Raw genomic sequence first — 14,309 nt, 5'->3', positions numbered from 1 at the left:
TCCGCATCCGGCACCCGCGCCATACGATCCCGCACCGCCGCGCACCGACCGCCCTGCTCCCCGCGCACAGGCCCTGCGGGCACGCCCCTCCCCCGCCGACCCGGCCGCCCCCGCCACCCCCGTCGCCTCCACCGCCTCCGCCTCCGCCTCCGCCTGCGGAATCAGCGGGCGCCGTACACGGGCTGCGGGGTGCGGGCCGCGGCCAAGAGCTTCGCGGCGGCCTCGCCCGCCTCGGCCGGTGTGCGACGGCCGCCGGCGTCGGCGGTGGGGCCGCGCTGCCAGCCCTCCATGACCGTGATCCGGCCGCCCTCCGCCTCGAAGACCCGGCCGGTCACCCCGGCGGAGGCGCCGCTGCCGAGCCAGACCACCAGCGGGGAGACGTTCTCGGGGGCCATCGCGTCGAACTCCCCCTCCCCCGGCGCCGCCATCGCCTGCGCGAAGACCTCCTCGGTCATCCGGGTCCGGGCCGCCGGCGCGATCGCGTTGACCTGGACCCCGTACCGGCCCAGCTCGGCCGCCGCGACCAGGGTCAGCCCGAGGATGCCGGCCTTGGCCGCGCTGTAGGCGCCCTGCCCGACCGAGCCGGCCAGCCCGGCCCCCGAGGAGGTGTTCACCACCCGGGCGGCCGGGGTGCGGCCGGCCGCGGCCTCCGCCCGCCAGTGCGCGGCGGCGTGCTTCAGCGGCAGGAAGTGGCCCTTCAGGTGGACGCGGACGACCGCGTCCCAGTCGTCCTCGCCGAGGTTGACGAGCATCCGGTCGCGCAGGAAGCCCGCGTTGTTGACGAGCGTGTCCAGCCGGCCGAAGGCCGCCAGGGCGCACTCCACCAGGGAGGCGGCGCCGGCACTCGTGGCGATGTCGCCGGCGTGCGCCACGGCCTCGCCGCCGAGGGCCCGGATCTCCTCGACGACGCGGGCGGCCGGACTGCCGGGGGCGGGTCGCCCGTCCGGTCCGGTGCCGAGGTCGTTGACGACGACACGGGCGCCCTCCGCGGCGAACGCCAGGGCGTGCGCGCGGCCCAGGCCCCGGCCCGCGCCGGTCACGGCGACGACCCTCCCCCGGGCCATCCCGCCGGCCGCCGGCACGCCCGCACCCGTACTCGCACCCGCACCCGCACCCGCACCCGCACTCGCACCGCTGCTGCTGCTGCTCATCTCAGGCCTCCTTGTGGGCGGTTGACGCGTCCAGGAACGCCGGGCGCTCCCCTCCCCCGTGTACGAGCAGCGCGGCCCCGCTGATGTATCCGGCGCGGTCGGAGGCGAGGAACACGGCCGCCGCTCCGGCGTCGGCGGGGTCGGCGAGCCGGCCGAGCGGGACCGTCGCGGCGACGGCGGCGACGCCGTCCGCGTCGCCGTAGTGCAGGTGGGCGGACTCGGTGGCGACCATGCCGAGGACGACGGTGTTGACGCGGACCCGCGGCGCCCATTCGACGGCCATCGTGCGGGCCAGGTGCTCCAGGCCCGCCTTGGCCGCGCCGTACGCGGCGGTGCCGGGGGAGGGCCGGGAACCGCTGACGCTGCCGACCATGACCACCGAGCCGCGGGCCTCCCGCAGCAGCGGGTAGGCGGCCAGGGAGGCGGTCATCGGGGCGATCAGGTTGAGCTGGACGACACGGGCGTGGCGTTCGGCGGCGCCTTCGCCGAGCGGCCGGTACGGGGTCCCCCCGGCGTTGTTGACGAGGCAGTCGAGCCGCCCTCCGGTCCGCTCGCCGAGGTCGTCGAAGAAGCGCTGCACGTCGGCCGGATCGCGCAGGTCGACGGGTGCGTACGCGGCGGTGCGACCACCGATCGCGACGGGCCGGCCGGGTGGCCGGCGGGCGCAGACGACGACGTCCGCGCCCGCGGCGAGGAAAGACCGGGCGATTCCCGCGCCGACGCCGCGGGTTCCGCCGGTGACCGCCACGACCCTCCCGCCGAACTCCATGGGCTGCTACCTTCCTCGCCTAACAAACGTTTGGTGGAAAGGTAGCTGATGCGCCCATGGGTGTCTCCACCTCAAGCCCCGGCAAGGGCATCGCACTCGTCACGGTCGACTTCCCACCCGTCAACGCCCTCCCCGTGCAGGGCTGGTACGACCTCGCGGACACCCTCCGCACCGCCGGCCGCGACCCGGATGTCCGCTGCGTCGTCCTCGCCGCCGAGGGCCGCGGCTTCAACGCGGGCGTCGACATCAAGGAGTTGCAGTCCGACCCCGGGCACGCCCGCCTGATCGGCGCCAACCGCGGCTGCCAGGAGGCCTTCGCCGCGGTGTACGAGTGCGAGGTGCCGGTGGTGGCGGCCGTGCACGGCTTCTGCCTGGGCGGCGGCATCGGCCTGGTCGGCAACGCGGACGCGGTCGTCGCCTCCGACGACGCGGCGTTCGGCCTGCCGGAGCTGGACCGGGGCGCCCTCGGCGCCGCCACCCACCTGGCACGGCTCGTCCCGCAGCACCTGATGCGGACGCTGTACTACACCTCGCGGACCGTGACCGCCGCCGAGCTGCACGCCCACGGCTCGGTGTGGCAGGTCGTCCCGAGGGCCGGGCTGCGCGCGGCCGCGCTGGCGCTGGCCACGGAGATCGCCCGCAAGGACGGCACCCTGATCCGCATGGCGAAGGCGGCCATCAACGGCATCGACCCGGTCGACGTGCGCCGCAGCTACCGCTTCGAGCAGGGCTTCACCTTCGAGGCGGCCCTCGGCGGGATCGCCGACCGGGTCCGCGACACCTTCGGGAAGGCGGGGGCTCCGTGACCGGGAAGACGATGACGGCCGACGAGGCCGTGGGCCGGCTGCGCAGCGGCATGACCGTCGGCATCGGCGGCTGGGGTTCGCGGCGCAAGCCGATGGCGCTGGTGAGGGCGCTGCTGCGCTCGCGGGTCACGGACCTGACCGTGGTCTCGTACGGCGGACCGGACGTGGGCATGCTCGCCGCGGCCGGCCGGATCCGCCGGCTCGTGGCGCCGTTCGCGACGCTCGACTCGATCCCGCTGGAGCCGCACTTCCGGGCCGCCCGCGAGAGCGGCGCGTTCGCGTTCACCGAATACGACGAGGCGATGTTCCTGTGGGGGCTGCGGGCCGCCGCGAACCGGCTGCCGTTCCTGCCGGTCCGCGCCGGGCTCGGCTCGGACGTGCTGCGCGTCAACCCCGAACTGCGCACGGTCGTCTCGCCGTACGGGGACGGGGAGGAGCTCGTCGCGGTGCCCGCGCTGCGGCTGGACGCGGCCCTGGTCCACGTCAACCGCGCCGACCGGCTCGGCAACGGCCAGTACCTCGGCCCCGACCCGTACTTCGACGACCTGTTCTGCGAGGCCGCCGACGCCGCCTACCTCTCCTGCGAGCAACTCGTGGAGACCGCCGACCTCGCCAAGGCGGGGCCGCCGCAGTCGCTGCTGGTCGGCCGGCACACCGTCACCGGTGTCGTGGAGGCGCCCGGCGGCGCGCACTTCACCTCCTGCGCCCCCGACCACGGGCGGGACGAGGCCTTCCAGAAGCTGTACGCGACCACCCCCTGGCCCGAGTTCGCCGCGCGCTTCCTGGCGGGCCGGAGCGAGGACGACTACCGCGGCGCCGTCCGCGCCTGGCACGGGGAGCGGCAGCAGTGGGCGTGAACACGCGGGCGGCAGCGGCGGCGGGTGCGGGCGGTGCGGTGAGCCGGGCGGAGTACTGCGTGGTGGCGTGCGCCGAGGAGTGGCGGGGAGCCGGGGAGGTCCTGGCGAGCCCGATGGGGCTGATCCCGTCGCTGGGGGCGCGGCTGGCGCGCCTGACGTTCTCCCCGGACCTGCTGCTGACCGACGGCGAGGCCCTGCTGGTGGGGCCGGGCGGCGAGGTGGAGGGCTGGCTGCCCTACCGGCGGCACCTGGACCTGGTCGCGGGCGGGCGGCGGCACGTGATGATGGGCGCGAGCCAGATCGACCGGTACGGCAACCAGAACATCTCCTGCATCGGCGACTGGGAGCGGCCGGACCGGCAGCTCCTCGGGGTGCGGGGCGCCCCCGCCAACACGGTCAACAACCCGGTCGGCTACTGGGTGCCCCGGCACTCGCGGCGGGTGTTCGTCGAGCGGGTCGACATGGTGTGCGGGGTGGGCCACGACCGGGCGGCGGCCGGCTTGGCGGGCCGCTTCCACCGGCTGGGCCGGGTGGTGAGCGACCTCGGCGTGTTCGACTTCGCGACGCCCGACCGGTCGATGCGGCTGGCCTCCCTGCACCCCGGTGTCGGGGTGGAGGAGGTGCGGGAGGCCACCGGGTTCGCGCTGGCCGTGCCGGAGGAGGTCCCGTACACGCGGGAGCCGACGCCCGAGGAGCTGCGGCTGGTCCGCGAGGTCCTCGACCTGGCGGGGCTGCGCGAGCGGGACGTGCGGGGCTGAGGCGGTGGAGACGGCGCTGACCCGGCTGGTCGGGGTGCGGTACCCGATCGTGCAGACGGGCATGGGGTGGGTGGCGGGGCCGCGGCTGGTGTCGGCCGCGGCGAACGCGGGCGCGCTGGGGATCCTGGCGTCGGCGACGATGACGGCGGACGGGCTGCGCGCGGCGGTGCGGGAGGTGCGGTCGCGTACGGACGCCCCGTTCGGGGTGAACCTGCGGGCGGACGCGGGGGACGCGGTCGAGCGGGTCCGGATCCTCGTCGAGGAGGGGGTGCGGGTCGCGTCGTTCGCGCTGGCCCCGTCGCGGGAGCTGATCGCCCGGCTGAAGGACGCGGGCGTGGTGGTCATCCCGTCGGTGGGGGCGCGCCGGCATGCCGAGAAGGTCGCGGCATGGGGGGCGGACGCGGTCCTCGTGCAGGGCGGCGAGGGCGGCGGGCACACCGGGGAGGTGGCCACGACGGTGCTGCTGCCGCAGGTGGTGGACGCGGTGGACGTGCCGGTCGTCGCGGCGGGAGGCTTCCACGACGGGCGCGGGCTGGTCGCGGCGCTGTCGTACGGGGCGGCCGGGGTGGCGATGGGGACGCGGTTCCTGCTGACCTCGGACTCGACGGTGCCGGATCCGGTGAAGGCCCGCTACCTGGCGGCCGGGGTCGGGGACGTCACGGTGACGAGGGCCGTGGACGGGATGCCGCACCGGATGCTGCGCACCGACCTGGTGGCCGCGCTGGAGCGGTCCGGGCGGGTCGGGGCGCTGCTGCGGGCGGTGCGGCACGCGGCGGGATTCCGCAGGCTGTCGGGGCTGTCGTGGCCGCGGATGGTGCGCGACGGGCTGGCGATGCGGCACGGGCGGGAGCTGTCGTGGAGCCAGGTGCTGATGGCGGCGAACACGCCGATGCTGCTGCGGGCGTCGATGGTCGAGGGCCGCACCGACCTCGGGGTCATGGCGTCGGGGCAGGTCGCCGGGGTGATCGGCGACCTGCCGTCGTGCGCGGAGCTGGTGGAGCGGACCATGGCCGAGGCGCGGGCGGTACTGGCCCGGCTGGAGGCGCTGGACGCCTCCGGCGGCGGGCCGCCGGGCTGAGGGCGCCCGCCCCGGCCCCGGTGCCGCTCAGGCGCCGCCGCGGGCGGCCGGCTGGCGGTCGCCGCCGGAGCGGCGGCGGCCGCCGGCGGAACCGGAGCGGGAGCCGCCGGAGCGGACCGCGGCCGGGGCGCCGCCCTGGGCGGTGCCGCGGGTGCGGCGGGGCCGGCCGTCGCCGGAGGTCTGCGCGGCGCCTCCGGCGGCCTCGGTGCGTCCGGCGCCGCGGCCGCCGCCCTGGCCGCCCTGGCCGGCGTTCTGGCCGCCGCCCTGGCCGCGTCCGGAGCGGCGCCGTCCGCCGCCGCCCTGGCCGGTGCGCTGCTTCGGCGGGGCGGCCGGCTGGGGCACCTCGATGACGACGGGCACACCGGAGGGCTCCCGGGCGCCGGTGAGCCGGGACAGCTCGCCGTCGGAGGACTTGACCTGCGCGGTGCGCGGGGAGATCCCGGCGTCGGCCATGAGGCGGGACATGTCACGCTTCTGCTCGGGCAGGACGAGCGTGACGACGCTGCCGGACTCGCCGGCGCGGGCGGTGCGGCCGCCGCGGTGCAGGTAGTCCTTGTGGTCGGTCGGCGGGTCGACGTTGACGACGAGGTCGAGGTCGTCGATGTGGATGCCGCGGGCGGCGACGTTCGTCGCGATCAGCGCGGTGACCTCGCCGGTCTTGAACCAGTCCAGGGTGCGGTTGCGCTGCGGCTGGGAGCGGCCGCCGTGCAGGCCGGAGGCGCGCACGCCCTGGGAGAGGAGCCGCTTGACCATGCGGTCCACGCCGCGCTTGGTGTCGACGAACATGATGACGCGGCCGTCGCGGGCGGCGATGCGGGTGGCGACGGCCTTCTTGTCGGTCTCGTCCATCACGTACAGGACGTGGTGCTCCATGGTGGTGACCGCGCCGGCGGACGGGTCGACGGAGTGGCCGACCGGGTCGCTGAGGAACCTGCGGACGAGCTTGTCGATGTTCTTGTCGAGCGTGGCGGAGAACAGCAGGCGCTGGCCGCCGGGCTCGACCTGGTCCAGGAGGGCGGTGACCTGCGGCATGAAGCCCATGTCGGTCATCTGGTCGGCCTCGTCGAGGACGGTGATGGCGACCTGGTCGAGGACGGCGTCGCCGCGGTCGATGAGGTCCTTCAGGCGTCCGGGGGTGGCGACGAGCACCTCGGCGCCGCGGCGCAGGGCGCCGGCCTGCCGGTTGATGGACATGCCGCCGACGACGGTCGCGATGCGCAGGTTCAGGGCGGTGGCGTAGGGGGTGAGGGCGTCGGTGACCTGCTGGGCCAGTTCGCGGGTCGGTACGAGGACCAGGGCGAGCGGGGCCTTCGGCTGGGCGCGGCGGCCCGCGGTGCGGGCGAGGAGGGCCAGGCCGAAGGCGAGGGTCTTGCCGGAGCCGGTGCGGCCGCGGCCGAGGAGGTCGCGGCCGGCGAGGGAGTTCGGCAGGGTGGCGGCCTGGATGGGGAAGGGCTCGGTGACGCCTTGGGCGGCGAGGGTCTTCAGGATGGCCGAGGGGAGGTCCATGTCCTCGAAGGCGGCGGCCGGCGGGAGCGGCGGGACCACCGGGTCGGGCATGGTGAACTCCTGCGGCCGCGGCGCCGGGGCGGCGCTCTGCCGGCCGGCGCCGGGCTTCTGCCGGCCCTGGGCGGGTCCCCGGCCGCGGGCGGGCCGGCGGGCGGGGCGGGCGGTGCTGGAGCTGGTCATGCGGGACGGCCCTCCTGAAGAGGCGGTGAGGGCCCCAACCCGGTGGATCCGGTGCAAAACATTAAAAAGCGCCTGCGGACGATGTCCCGTCAGGCGCACATAAAGTTCCTGGGTACCACAACTGCAAGGATCAACGTAGCACACCGGTGCCTGCCCGCGCGGTGAAGGCGGGCCCGCTCGGGCGTTCGCCGCGGGTGTCCGCCGGGGTGGTTCAGAGGCGTTCGAGGATGGTCGCGTTGGCCTGGCCGCCGCCTTCGCACATGGTCTGCAGGCCGTAGCGGCCGCCGGTGCGCTCCAGCTCGTGGAGCAGGGTGGTCATGAGGCGGGCGCCGGTCGCGCCGAGGGGGTGGCCCAGCGCGATCGCGCCGCCGTTGGGGTTGACGCGGTCCGGGTCGGCGCCGGTCTCCTTCAGCCAGGCGAGGACGACGGGGGCGAAGGCCTCGTTGATCTCGACGAGGTCGATGTCGTCGAGGGTCATCCCGGTCTTCTTCAGGGCGTGGGCGGTGGCGGGGATGGGTGCGGTCAGCATGCGGATGGGGTCCTCGCCGCGGGCGGAGAGGTGGTGGATGCGGGCGCGGGGCCGCAGCCCGTGGTCGGCGAGGGCCCGTTCTGAGGCGATCAGCAGGGCGGCCGCGCCGTCGGAGACCTGGGAGGAGACGGCGGCGGTGATCGTGCCGCCGGCGGTGACGGGCTTGAGGGCGGCCATCTTCTCCGCGGTGGTGTCGCGGCGGGGGCCCTCGTCGGCGGTGACGCCGGCGCAGGGGGCGGTCTCGCGGTCGAAGCGGCCCTCGTCGAGGGCGCGGACGGCCCGCCGGTGGGAGCGCAGCGCGTACTGCTCCATGTCGGTGCGGGTGATGCGCCACTGGCGGGCGATGAGTTCGGCGCCGTGGAACTGGTCGACGGGCGCGTCGCCGTACCGGGCGCGCCAGCCGGTGCTTCCGGCGTAGGGGCCGCCGGTGAGTCCGAGGGGTGCGGCGGCCTGCCGGGAGGCGTAGGCGATGGGGATCATGGACATGTTCTGGGTGCCGCCGGCGACGACGAGGTCCTGCGTGCCGGACATGACGGCCTGGGCGGCGAAGTGGACGGCCTGCTGGGAGGAGCCGCACTGCCGGTCCACGGTCACGCCGGGCACCTCCTGGGGCAGGCCGGCGGCCAGCCAGGCGGTGCGGGCGATGTCCCCGGCCTGCGGGCCGACGGTGTCGAGGCAGCCGAAGACGACGTCGTCGACGGCGGCCGGGTCGATGCCGGTGCGCTCGACGAGGGCGGTCAGGACGTGGGCGCCGAGGTCGGCGGGGTGGACGGCGGCGAGCCCTCCCCCGCGCCGCCCGACGGGGGTGCGGACCGCGTCGACGATGTAGGCCTCGGGCATCGGGGGCTCCTCTGGTCGGGGCGCGCTGGGGTCAGTCGCGTACGGCGATCCCGTCCAGGACCATGGAGAGGTACTGGCGGGCGATCTCCTCGGGGCTGTGCCGTCCCTGGGGCCGGTACCAGGACGCGGCCAGCCACACGGTGTCGCGGACGAAGCGGTAGGTGAGGCGGATGTCGAGGTCGGCGCGGAACACCCGGTCGGCGACGCCCCGTTCGAGGGTGCCGAGCCAGGCCTTCTCGAACCTCTGCTGGGATGCGGCCAGGTAGGCGAAGCGGGGCTGCGCGGCGAGGTGGCGGGACTCCCTCTGGTAGATGGCGACGGCGTCGCGGTGCCGGTCGATCTCCCGGAAGGACTCGGTGACGAGCGCTTCGATGGTCTCGCGGGGGCCGAGGCCGGCCGCGAGGACGGCGTCGTAGCCCTCCCAGAGTTCGCCGAGGAAGGTGGAGAGGATCTCGTCGAGCATCGACTCCTTGGAATCGAAGTGGTAGTAGAGGCTGCCGGCGAGCATGCCGGCGGCGTCGGCGATCCCGCGGACGGTGGTGGCGTTGTAGCCCTGGGCCGCGAAGACCCTGGCGGCGGTGTCGAGGAGTTCGCGGCGGCGGTCGGGCGCGGCCGTCCCGGCGGGCTTCTTCGGCGGCTTGTTCTGTGGCACGCGCCCATTGTCCGTCCGATCCGCGGGAGGTCCGCTACGGGTGCTGGCTGCTGACGGAGACCGTCTCCCCGGTCATGTACGAGGAGTAGCCGCTGGCCAGGAAGACGATGACGTTGGCGACCTCCCAGGGGTGGGCGGCCCGGCCGAAGGCCTCGCGGGCGGCCAGCTCGTCGAGCAGCTCGGGGGTCGTGGTCTTCGCCAGGTGGGGGTGGGCGGCGAGGCTGGGGGCGACGGCGTTGACGCGGACGCCGAACGCTGCGGCCTCCAGGGCGGCGCAGCGCGTGAGGGCCATGACTCCGGCCTTCGCGGCGGCGTAGTGGGCCTGGCCGGGCTGGGCGCGCCAGCCGAGGACGGAGGCGTTGTTGACGATGGTGCCGCCGCGGCGGGCCGGGTCGGCGGCGGCCGTGCGGAAGGAGCGGAGGGCGGCGCGGGTGCAGCGGAAGGTGCCGCCGAGGGTGGTGTCGAGGACGCGGTGCCACTGGTCGTCGGTCATGTCGGCGAGGGCGGCGGTGCCGCCGAGGCCGGCGTTGTTGACGACGGTGTCGAGGCGGCCGTGGGCGGCCTCGGCGTGCGCGAAGAGGGCCTGGACCTGGGCTTCGTCGGTGACGTCGCAGGTCAGGGAGGTGACGCGGTCGGCGCCGAACTCGGCGGCGAGGGCTTCCTCGGTTTCCTTCAGGCGGCGGGCGTGGGCGTCGCCGAGGACGACGCGGGCGCCTTCTTCGAGGAAGCGGCGGGCGGTGGCGCCGCCGATGCCGGTGCCGGCGGCGGCGGTGACGACGGCGCTGCGGCCGGCGAGGAGGCCGTGTCCGGGGACGGGCGCGGGGGCGCTCCGGGCGGCGGCGGCCGGGGGGGCGGGTTCGGGAGCGTGCACGGCGACGTACCTCCTCGACTCCGGTCGGGGCCGTACGTTAACCTACCAAACACTTGTTAGGGAAGCGCGGTGCGTCCCCGGGGCGCCCGCCCCCGGAGGAGGCGGTATTGATGGACCTGGCCCATCCGCCCGAGGTGGAGGCCTTCCGCGCCGAGGCCCGCGACTGGCTCGCGCGGAACGTCCCGGCGGCCCCGCTGCCCTCCCTGGAGACCGCCGCGGGCTTCGCCGCGCACCGGGAGTGGGAGGCCCGCCTGTACGCCGGCGGCTGGTCGGCGGTGTCCTGGCCGCGGGAGTACGGCGGCCGCGGCGCGGACCTGGAGCGGTGGCTGGTGTTCGAGGAGGAGTACTGGGCGGCCGGCGCCCCGGCGCGGGTCTCCCAGAACGGCATCGGCCTGCTCGCCCCCACCCTGTTCGCGTACGGCACGCCGGAGCAGCGGGGGCGGCTGCTGCCGCCGATGGCGAGCGGGGAGCAGGTGTGGGCCCAGGCCTGGTCGGAGCCGGAGGCCGGCTCCGACCTCGCCTCGCTGCGGGCGCGGGCCGAGCGCACGGAGGGCGGCTGGCTGCTGTACGGGCAGAAGACCTGGTCGTCGCGGGCGGCGTTCGCCGACCGGGCCTTCGGCCTGTTCCGCACCGAGGCGGCGGTGTCGAGGCCGCACCAGGGGCTGACGTACCTGGTGTTCGACCTGCGGGCGCCGGGCGTGGAGGTCCGGCCCATCGGCCGGCTCGACGGCAAGCCGGCCTTCGCGGAACTCTTCCTGGACGGGGTGTTCGTACCGGACGGGGACGTCGTCGGCGAACCGGGGCAGGGATGGCGGATCGCCATGTCCGCCACGGGCAGCGAGCGCGGTCTCACCCTCCGCCCGCCGGGCCGGTTCCTCGCCGCGGCGGACCGGCTGTACGCGCTGTGGCGGTCGGCGGACGACCCGGCGGACACCGCGCTGCGCGACCGGGTCGCTGACGCGCTGGTCGGGGCGCGCGCCTACGAGCTGTTCACCTGGGCGGCCGCGGCCCGGATCGCCGAGGGCGGGCGGACCGGCGCCGAGTCCAGCCTGAACAAGGTGTTCTGGTCGCAGTACGACCTCGCCCTGCACGAGACGGCGCTGGACCTGCTGGGCGGCGCGGAGGCGGAACTCGTCGACGGTGAGTGGGCGCAGGGGTGGCTGTTCTCGCTGGCCGGGCCGATCTACGCGGGGACGAACGAGATCCAGCGCGACATCATCGCCGAGCGGCTGCTCGGCCTGCCGAAGGGCCGCCGCTGATGCGCTTCCTGCCGACCGAGGAGCAGACGGATTTCGCGCGGGCGGTGCGCGCCCTGCTGGCGGCAGCGGACGTGCCGGCGGCGGTACGGGCCTGGGCGGCCGGGGACTTCGCGCCGGGGCGGGCCGTGTGGAAGCGGCTGGCCGGGGCGGGCCTGTTCGCGCCGGCCGCGCCGGAGGCGTACGGCGGGGCGGGGCCACTGCCGGTGGAGCTGGCCGCGGCCATGGTGGAGGTGGGGCGGGCGGGCATGCCGGGGCCGGTGGTGGAGACCGCGGCGGCGGCGGTGCTGCTGTCGCGGCTGGAGGGCGGCCCCGGCGCGGAGGCGGCGGCCCGGTTCGTGCCGCGCCTGGTGGCGGGCGGGGAGGCGGCCTCCCTGCTGCTGCCGGGCGGCGGCCCGTACGCCCTGGACGCGGACGCGGCGGAGCACTGCTTCACGGTGGACCCCGCGGGCGCCCTGCGCGCGTACGGGGGCCCGCGCCCGGTCGGCACGGCGGTCGTGCTGCGGTCGGCGGACCCGGCGCGCCGGCTGGTCCGCCCCGCGCCGGGCGGCGGCGAGGTGCTGGCGGCCGGGCCCGGGGTCCTGGCCGCGGCCGCCGCGGCGGGCGACTGGGCGCGGCTGCTGACGGCGGCCCAGTGCCTCGGCGTCGGCGAGGCACTGCTGGAGCGGACGGCGCGGTACGCGCGGCAGCGCACCCAGTTCGGGGTGCCGATCGGCGCGTTCCAGGCGGTGAAGCACCGGCTGGCGGACACGCTACTGGCGCTGGAGTTCGCCCGGCCGCTGGTGTGGGCGGCGGCGCTGTCGCTGGATGCGGCGGAGGTCGCGGCGGCGAAGCTGGCGGCGGGCGAGGCGGCGTACGGGGCGGCGCTGACGGCGCTTCAGGTCCACGGGGCGATGGGCTACACCGAGGAGTCGGACCTGTCGCTGTGGCTGCGCAAGGCGCGCCCGCTGCGGGGGGCCTGGGGCACGCCGGCGGAGTGCCGGGCGGTGGTGGCGCGGTCCTGGCCGCACACCCGCCGCGGCGCTCCCGCGCCCTGAGCTGCCGCGGCCGGGGCTACCCGGGGGTACTCCGGACGGGCGGCGGCAGGCCGCGTACCCTCGCCGCATGACGGGCAGTGCGATCGACCTCCGCAAGCTGGAACGGACCGCTCCGGCGCTGGTGGACCTGTACAAGAGCGCCGGGGCGTCGCTCCGCGGGCACGGGCTGGACGGCGGCCGCGCCTCGGTCTACCTGGTCCTCGACTACTCGGGGTCGATGCGCCCGTACTACAAGGACGGCAGCGTGCAGGCGCTCGCGGACCGGGTGCTGGGCCTGTCGGCGCACCTCGACGACGACGGCCGCGTCCCGGTGGTGTTCTTCTCCACCGACGTCGACGCCGTCGAGGAGATACCGCTCGCCGGGCACGCCGGGCGCGTCGCCGAGATCGCCTCCCGCCTCGGCCACATGGGCAGGACCTCGTACCACGCGGCGATGGACGCGGTCATCGACCACTACCTGGACGCGGGCGCGCGCCGGCCGGCGCTCGTCGTCTTCCAGACGGACGGCGGGCCGATCGACAAGCGGGCCGCCGAGGCGTACCTGTGCAAGGCGGCGAAGCTGCCGCTGTTCTGGCAGTTCATCGGCTTCGGCGACACCCACAGCGGCCAGTTCGACTTCCTGCGGCGGCTGGACGAGCTGCCCGTGCCGTCCCGGCGGGTCGTCGACAACGCCGGCTACTTCCACGCCGGGCCGGACCCGCGGGCCGTCCCGGACCGGGTGCTGTACGACCGGCTGCTCGGGGAGTTCCCGTCCTGGCTGGCGGCGGCGCGTGCGGCGGGCATCGTGCGCGCCTGACGCCGGACGGGCGGGGGCGGGCGGTTTGATGGGCGTATGACCACGAACAATTGGGCGGCGTTCGAGGCGCGGGAGCCGGAGTTCGCGGCGACCGTCCGGGCCCGCTTCGCCCAGTACCCCCACCATGTCCTGGCCACGCTCCGCAGCGACGGCTCCCCGCGGCTGACCGGCCTGAACGTCGAGATCCGCGGCGGCGAGCTGTGGCTCGGCATGATGCAGGGCTCGCGGAAGGCGCGGGACCTGCGGCGCGATCCGCGGTTCGCGCTGCACAGCAATCCCGGCCCGGGCGAGGCGATGCCCGACGGGGACGCGCGGATCTCGGGGCGGGCGATCGAGCTGGTGGATCCGCCGGAACTGCACCGGTACGCGGAGGAGACGGAGAACCCGCACCCCTTCGACCTGTTCCACGCGGACCTGTCGGAGGTCGTCCACGTCGGGGTGGACGGCGACGAGCTGGTGATCCGCACCTGGACCCCGCAGGGCGGCCTGCACACCCTCCGCCGCGGCGACGACGACGAACCGCCGCGCGAGGAGCCGGCGTAGGAAGCGCAGCCCCCGCCTGTGCGGCGCCTCGTGCCCCCCGGTTGTCAGTGGCGGCGTCTAGCCTCGTACAGGTGGGGCCTGACCGGCCCGCGAATCGAAGGGGGAGCGGTGAAGCGCATGGTGAGGGGCCGCAAGGCCGTTGCGGTGGCGGCGGTGGCGGGGGCACTGGCCCTGACCGCCGGGGCGGGGCAGGCGTCGGCGCAGGAGGAGCTCATCGCCCATCCCGGACCGGACGGGCTGATCTGGGTGCCGGAGCAGTGGGGGTCCGGCGGCTTCGTCTCGGGCGGCCTGCATTCCGGGCTGGACACGTACACCACGTTCGCCTGCGAGGGCGGCGGCAGCATCGAGGTGGCCTTCCGGCTCGACGAGCACCCCGACCGGAATCCGGCCCCGTTCACCCTGGACTGCCCGGCCGGCAGCCCGGCCCGTGTGACGGTCCCGCTGGGGACCGGCCTGCACGGCGGCTTCGGGGCGGCGGTGACGGCCTCGTCCGCGTCCATACGCTGGGGTGCGACGGTGGTGCAGCCCGAGTAGGGCAGTCCGCGGCCGCAGGGCCGCGCGCACCACGGCGCCCGCCATCCTTGGTCGAGGACATGGCGGGCGCCGTGCCGGGTTTCCGTACGCCGTTGTACGGGCCGTATGAGGGGTCCTCCGCACAGGGAGGGGTGCGCGCGGCGGTG

At 76.0% G+C, this 14,309-nt stretch carries 15 protein-coding genes; 9 read left to right on the top strand and 6 right to left on the bottom strand.

The genetic code is table 11. The features are described from left to right. Positions 1–161 precede the first annotated feature (161 nt). Positions 162–1,064: an SDR family oxidoreductase gene (locus ACZ462_RS20370; RefSeq protein WP_467809601.1), complete on the bottom strand. Its 903-nt coding sequence runs from the start codon at positions 1,062–1,064 to the stop codon at positions 162–164. Positions 1,065–1,152: 88 nt separating this feature from the next. After that, positions 1,153–1,920: an SDR family oxidoreductase gene (locus ACZ462_RS20365; RefSeq protein ID WP_467809586.1), complete on the bottom strand. Its 768-nt coding sequence runs from the start codon at positions 1,918–1,920 to the stop codon at positions 1,153–1,155. Positions 1,921–1,976: 56 nt separating this feature from the next. Between ACZ462_RS20365 and ACZ462_RS20360 the strand changes: the two genes are divergently transcribed. The 4 genes from ACZ462_RS20360 to ACZ462_RS20345 are packed head-to-tail and all read left to right on the top strand — an operon-like array spanning position 1,977 to position 5,419. Then, complete coding sequence (locus ACZ462_RS20360) at positions 1,977–2,726, top strand: enoyl-CoA hydratase family protein (protein ID WP_467809588.1); 750 nt, start codon at positions 1,977–1,979, stop codon at positions 2,724–2,726. Then, positions 2,723–3,583: a CoA transferase subunit A gene (locus ACZ462_RS20355; protein WP_467809589.1), complete on the top strand. Its 861-nt coding sequence runs from the start codon at positions 2,723–2,725 to the stop codon at positions 3,581–3,583. The genes ACZ462_RS20360 and ACZ462_RS20355 overlap by 4 nt, the downstream gene beginning before the upstream one ends. Further along, positions 3,574–4,341 carry a CoA-transferase subunit beta gene (locus ACZ462_RS20350; RefSeq protein WP_467809590.1) on the top strand — a complete coding sequence of 256 codons (768 nt, stop codon included), beginning with the start codon at positions 3,574–3,576 and terminating at the stop codon, positions 4,339–4,341. The genes ACZ462_RS20355 and ACZ462_RS20350 overlap by 10 nt, the downstream gene beginning before the upstream one ends. A gap of 4 nt (positions 4,342–4,345) precedes the next feature. Further along, positions 4,346–5,419, top strand: a complete 1,074-nt coding sequence (locus tag ACZ462_RS20345) for an NAD(P)H-dependent flavin oxidoreductase (protein ID WP_467809591.1) — start codon at positions 4,346–4,348, stop codon at positions 5,417–5,419. A 27-nt stretch (positions 5,420–5,446) separates the two neighbouring features. Here ACZ462_RS20345 and ACZ462_RS20340 read toward each other — a convergent pair whose 3' ends face one another. From ACZ462_RS20340 to ACZ462_RS20325, 4 genes are all read right to left on the bottom strand, one after another. Beyond that, entirely contained in the window at positions 5,447–7,105 is a 1,659-nt protein-coding gene (locus ACZ462_RS20340) for a DEAD/DEAH box helicase (RefSeq protein WP_467809592.1), read from the bottom strand. A 211-nt stretch (positions 7,106–7,316) separates the two neighbouring features. Beyond that, on the bottom strand, positions 7,317–8,474 hold the full coding sequence (locus tag ACZ462_RS20335) for an acetyl-CoA C-acetyltransferase (RefSeq protein ID WP_467809593.1): 1,158 nt from the start codon (positions 8,472–8,474) through the stop codon (positions 7,317–7,319). A gap of 31 nt (positions 8,475–8,505) precedes the next feature. Further along, the gene (locus ACZ462_RS20330) at positions 8,506–9,126 is read right to left on the bottom strand and encodes a TetR/AcrR family transcriptional regulator (RefSeq protein WP_467809594.1); all 621 of its coding nucleotides are present in this window, start codon (positions 9,124–9,126) and stop codon (positions 8,506–8,508) included. A 34-nt stretch (positions 9,127–9,160) separates the two neighbouring features. Then, a complete protein-coding gene (locus ACZ462_RS20325; RefSeq protein ID WP_467809595.1) occupies positions 9,161–9,997 on the bottom strand; it encodes an SDR family oxidoreductase in 837 nt (278 codons plus the stop codon). 110 nt (positions 9,998–10,107) lie between these two features. Between ACZ462_RS20325 and ACZ462_RS20320 the strand changes: the two genes are divergently transcribed. The 5 genes from ACZ462_RS20320 (at position 10,108) to ACZ462_RS20300 (ending at position 14,163) form a co-directional block, all read left to right on the top strand. After that, the gene (locus ACZ462_RS20320) at positions 10,108–11,256 is read left to right on the top strand and encodes an acyl-CoA dehydrogenase family protein (RefSeq protein ID WP_467809596.1); all 1,149 of its coding nucleotides are present in this window, start codon (positions 10,108–10,110) and stop codon (positions 11,254–11,256) included. Continuing rightward, a complete protein-coding gene (locus tag ACZ462_RS20315) occupies positions 11,256–12,290 on the top strand; it encodes an acyl-CoA dehydrogenase family protein (protein ID WP_467809597.1) in 1,035 nt (344 codons plus the stop codon). Before ACZ462_RS20320 ends, ACZ462_RS20315 begins: the two co-directional genes overlap by 1 nt. A 67-nt stretch (positions 12,291–12,357) precedes the next feature. Further along, a complete protein-coding gene (locus ACZ462_RS20310) occupies positions 12,358–13,086 on the top strand; it encodes a VWA domain-containing protein (RefSeq protein WP_467809598.1) in 729 nt (242 codons plus the stop codon). 36 nt (positions 13,087–13,122) lie between these two features. Beyond that, positions 13,123–13,629, top strand: coding sequence for a pyridoxamine 5'-phosphate oxidase family protein (locus tag ACZ462_RS20305; RefSeq protein ID WP_467809599.1), 507 nt, complete (start codon positions 13,123–13,125; stop codon positions 13,627–13,629). A gap of 108 nt (positions 13,630–13,737) precedes the next feature. Continuing rightward, positions 13,738–14,163: a hypothetical protein gene (locus ACZ462_RS20300; protein ID WP_467809600.1), complete on the top strand. Its 426-nt coding sequence runs from the start codon at positions 13,738–13,740 to the stop codon at positions 14,161–14,163. Positions 14,164–14,309 lie beyond the last annotated feature (146 nt).

The organism is Streptomyces sp. NPDC031121, from assembly GCF_055570615.1.
This window is presented reverse-complemented; position numbering and strand designations above follow the sequence as displayed.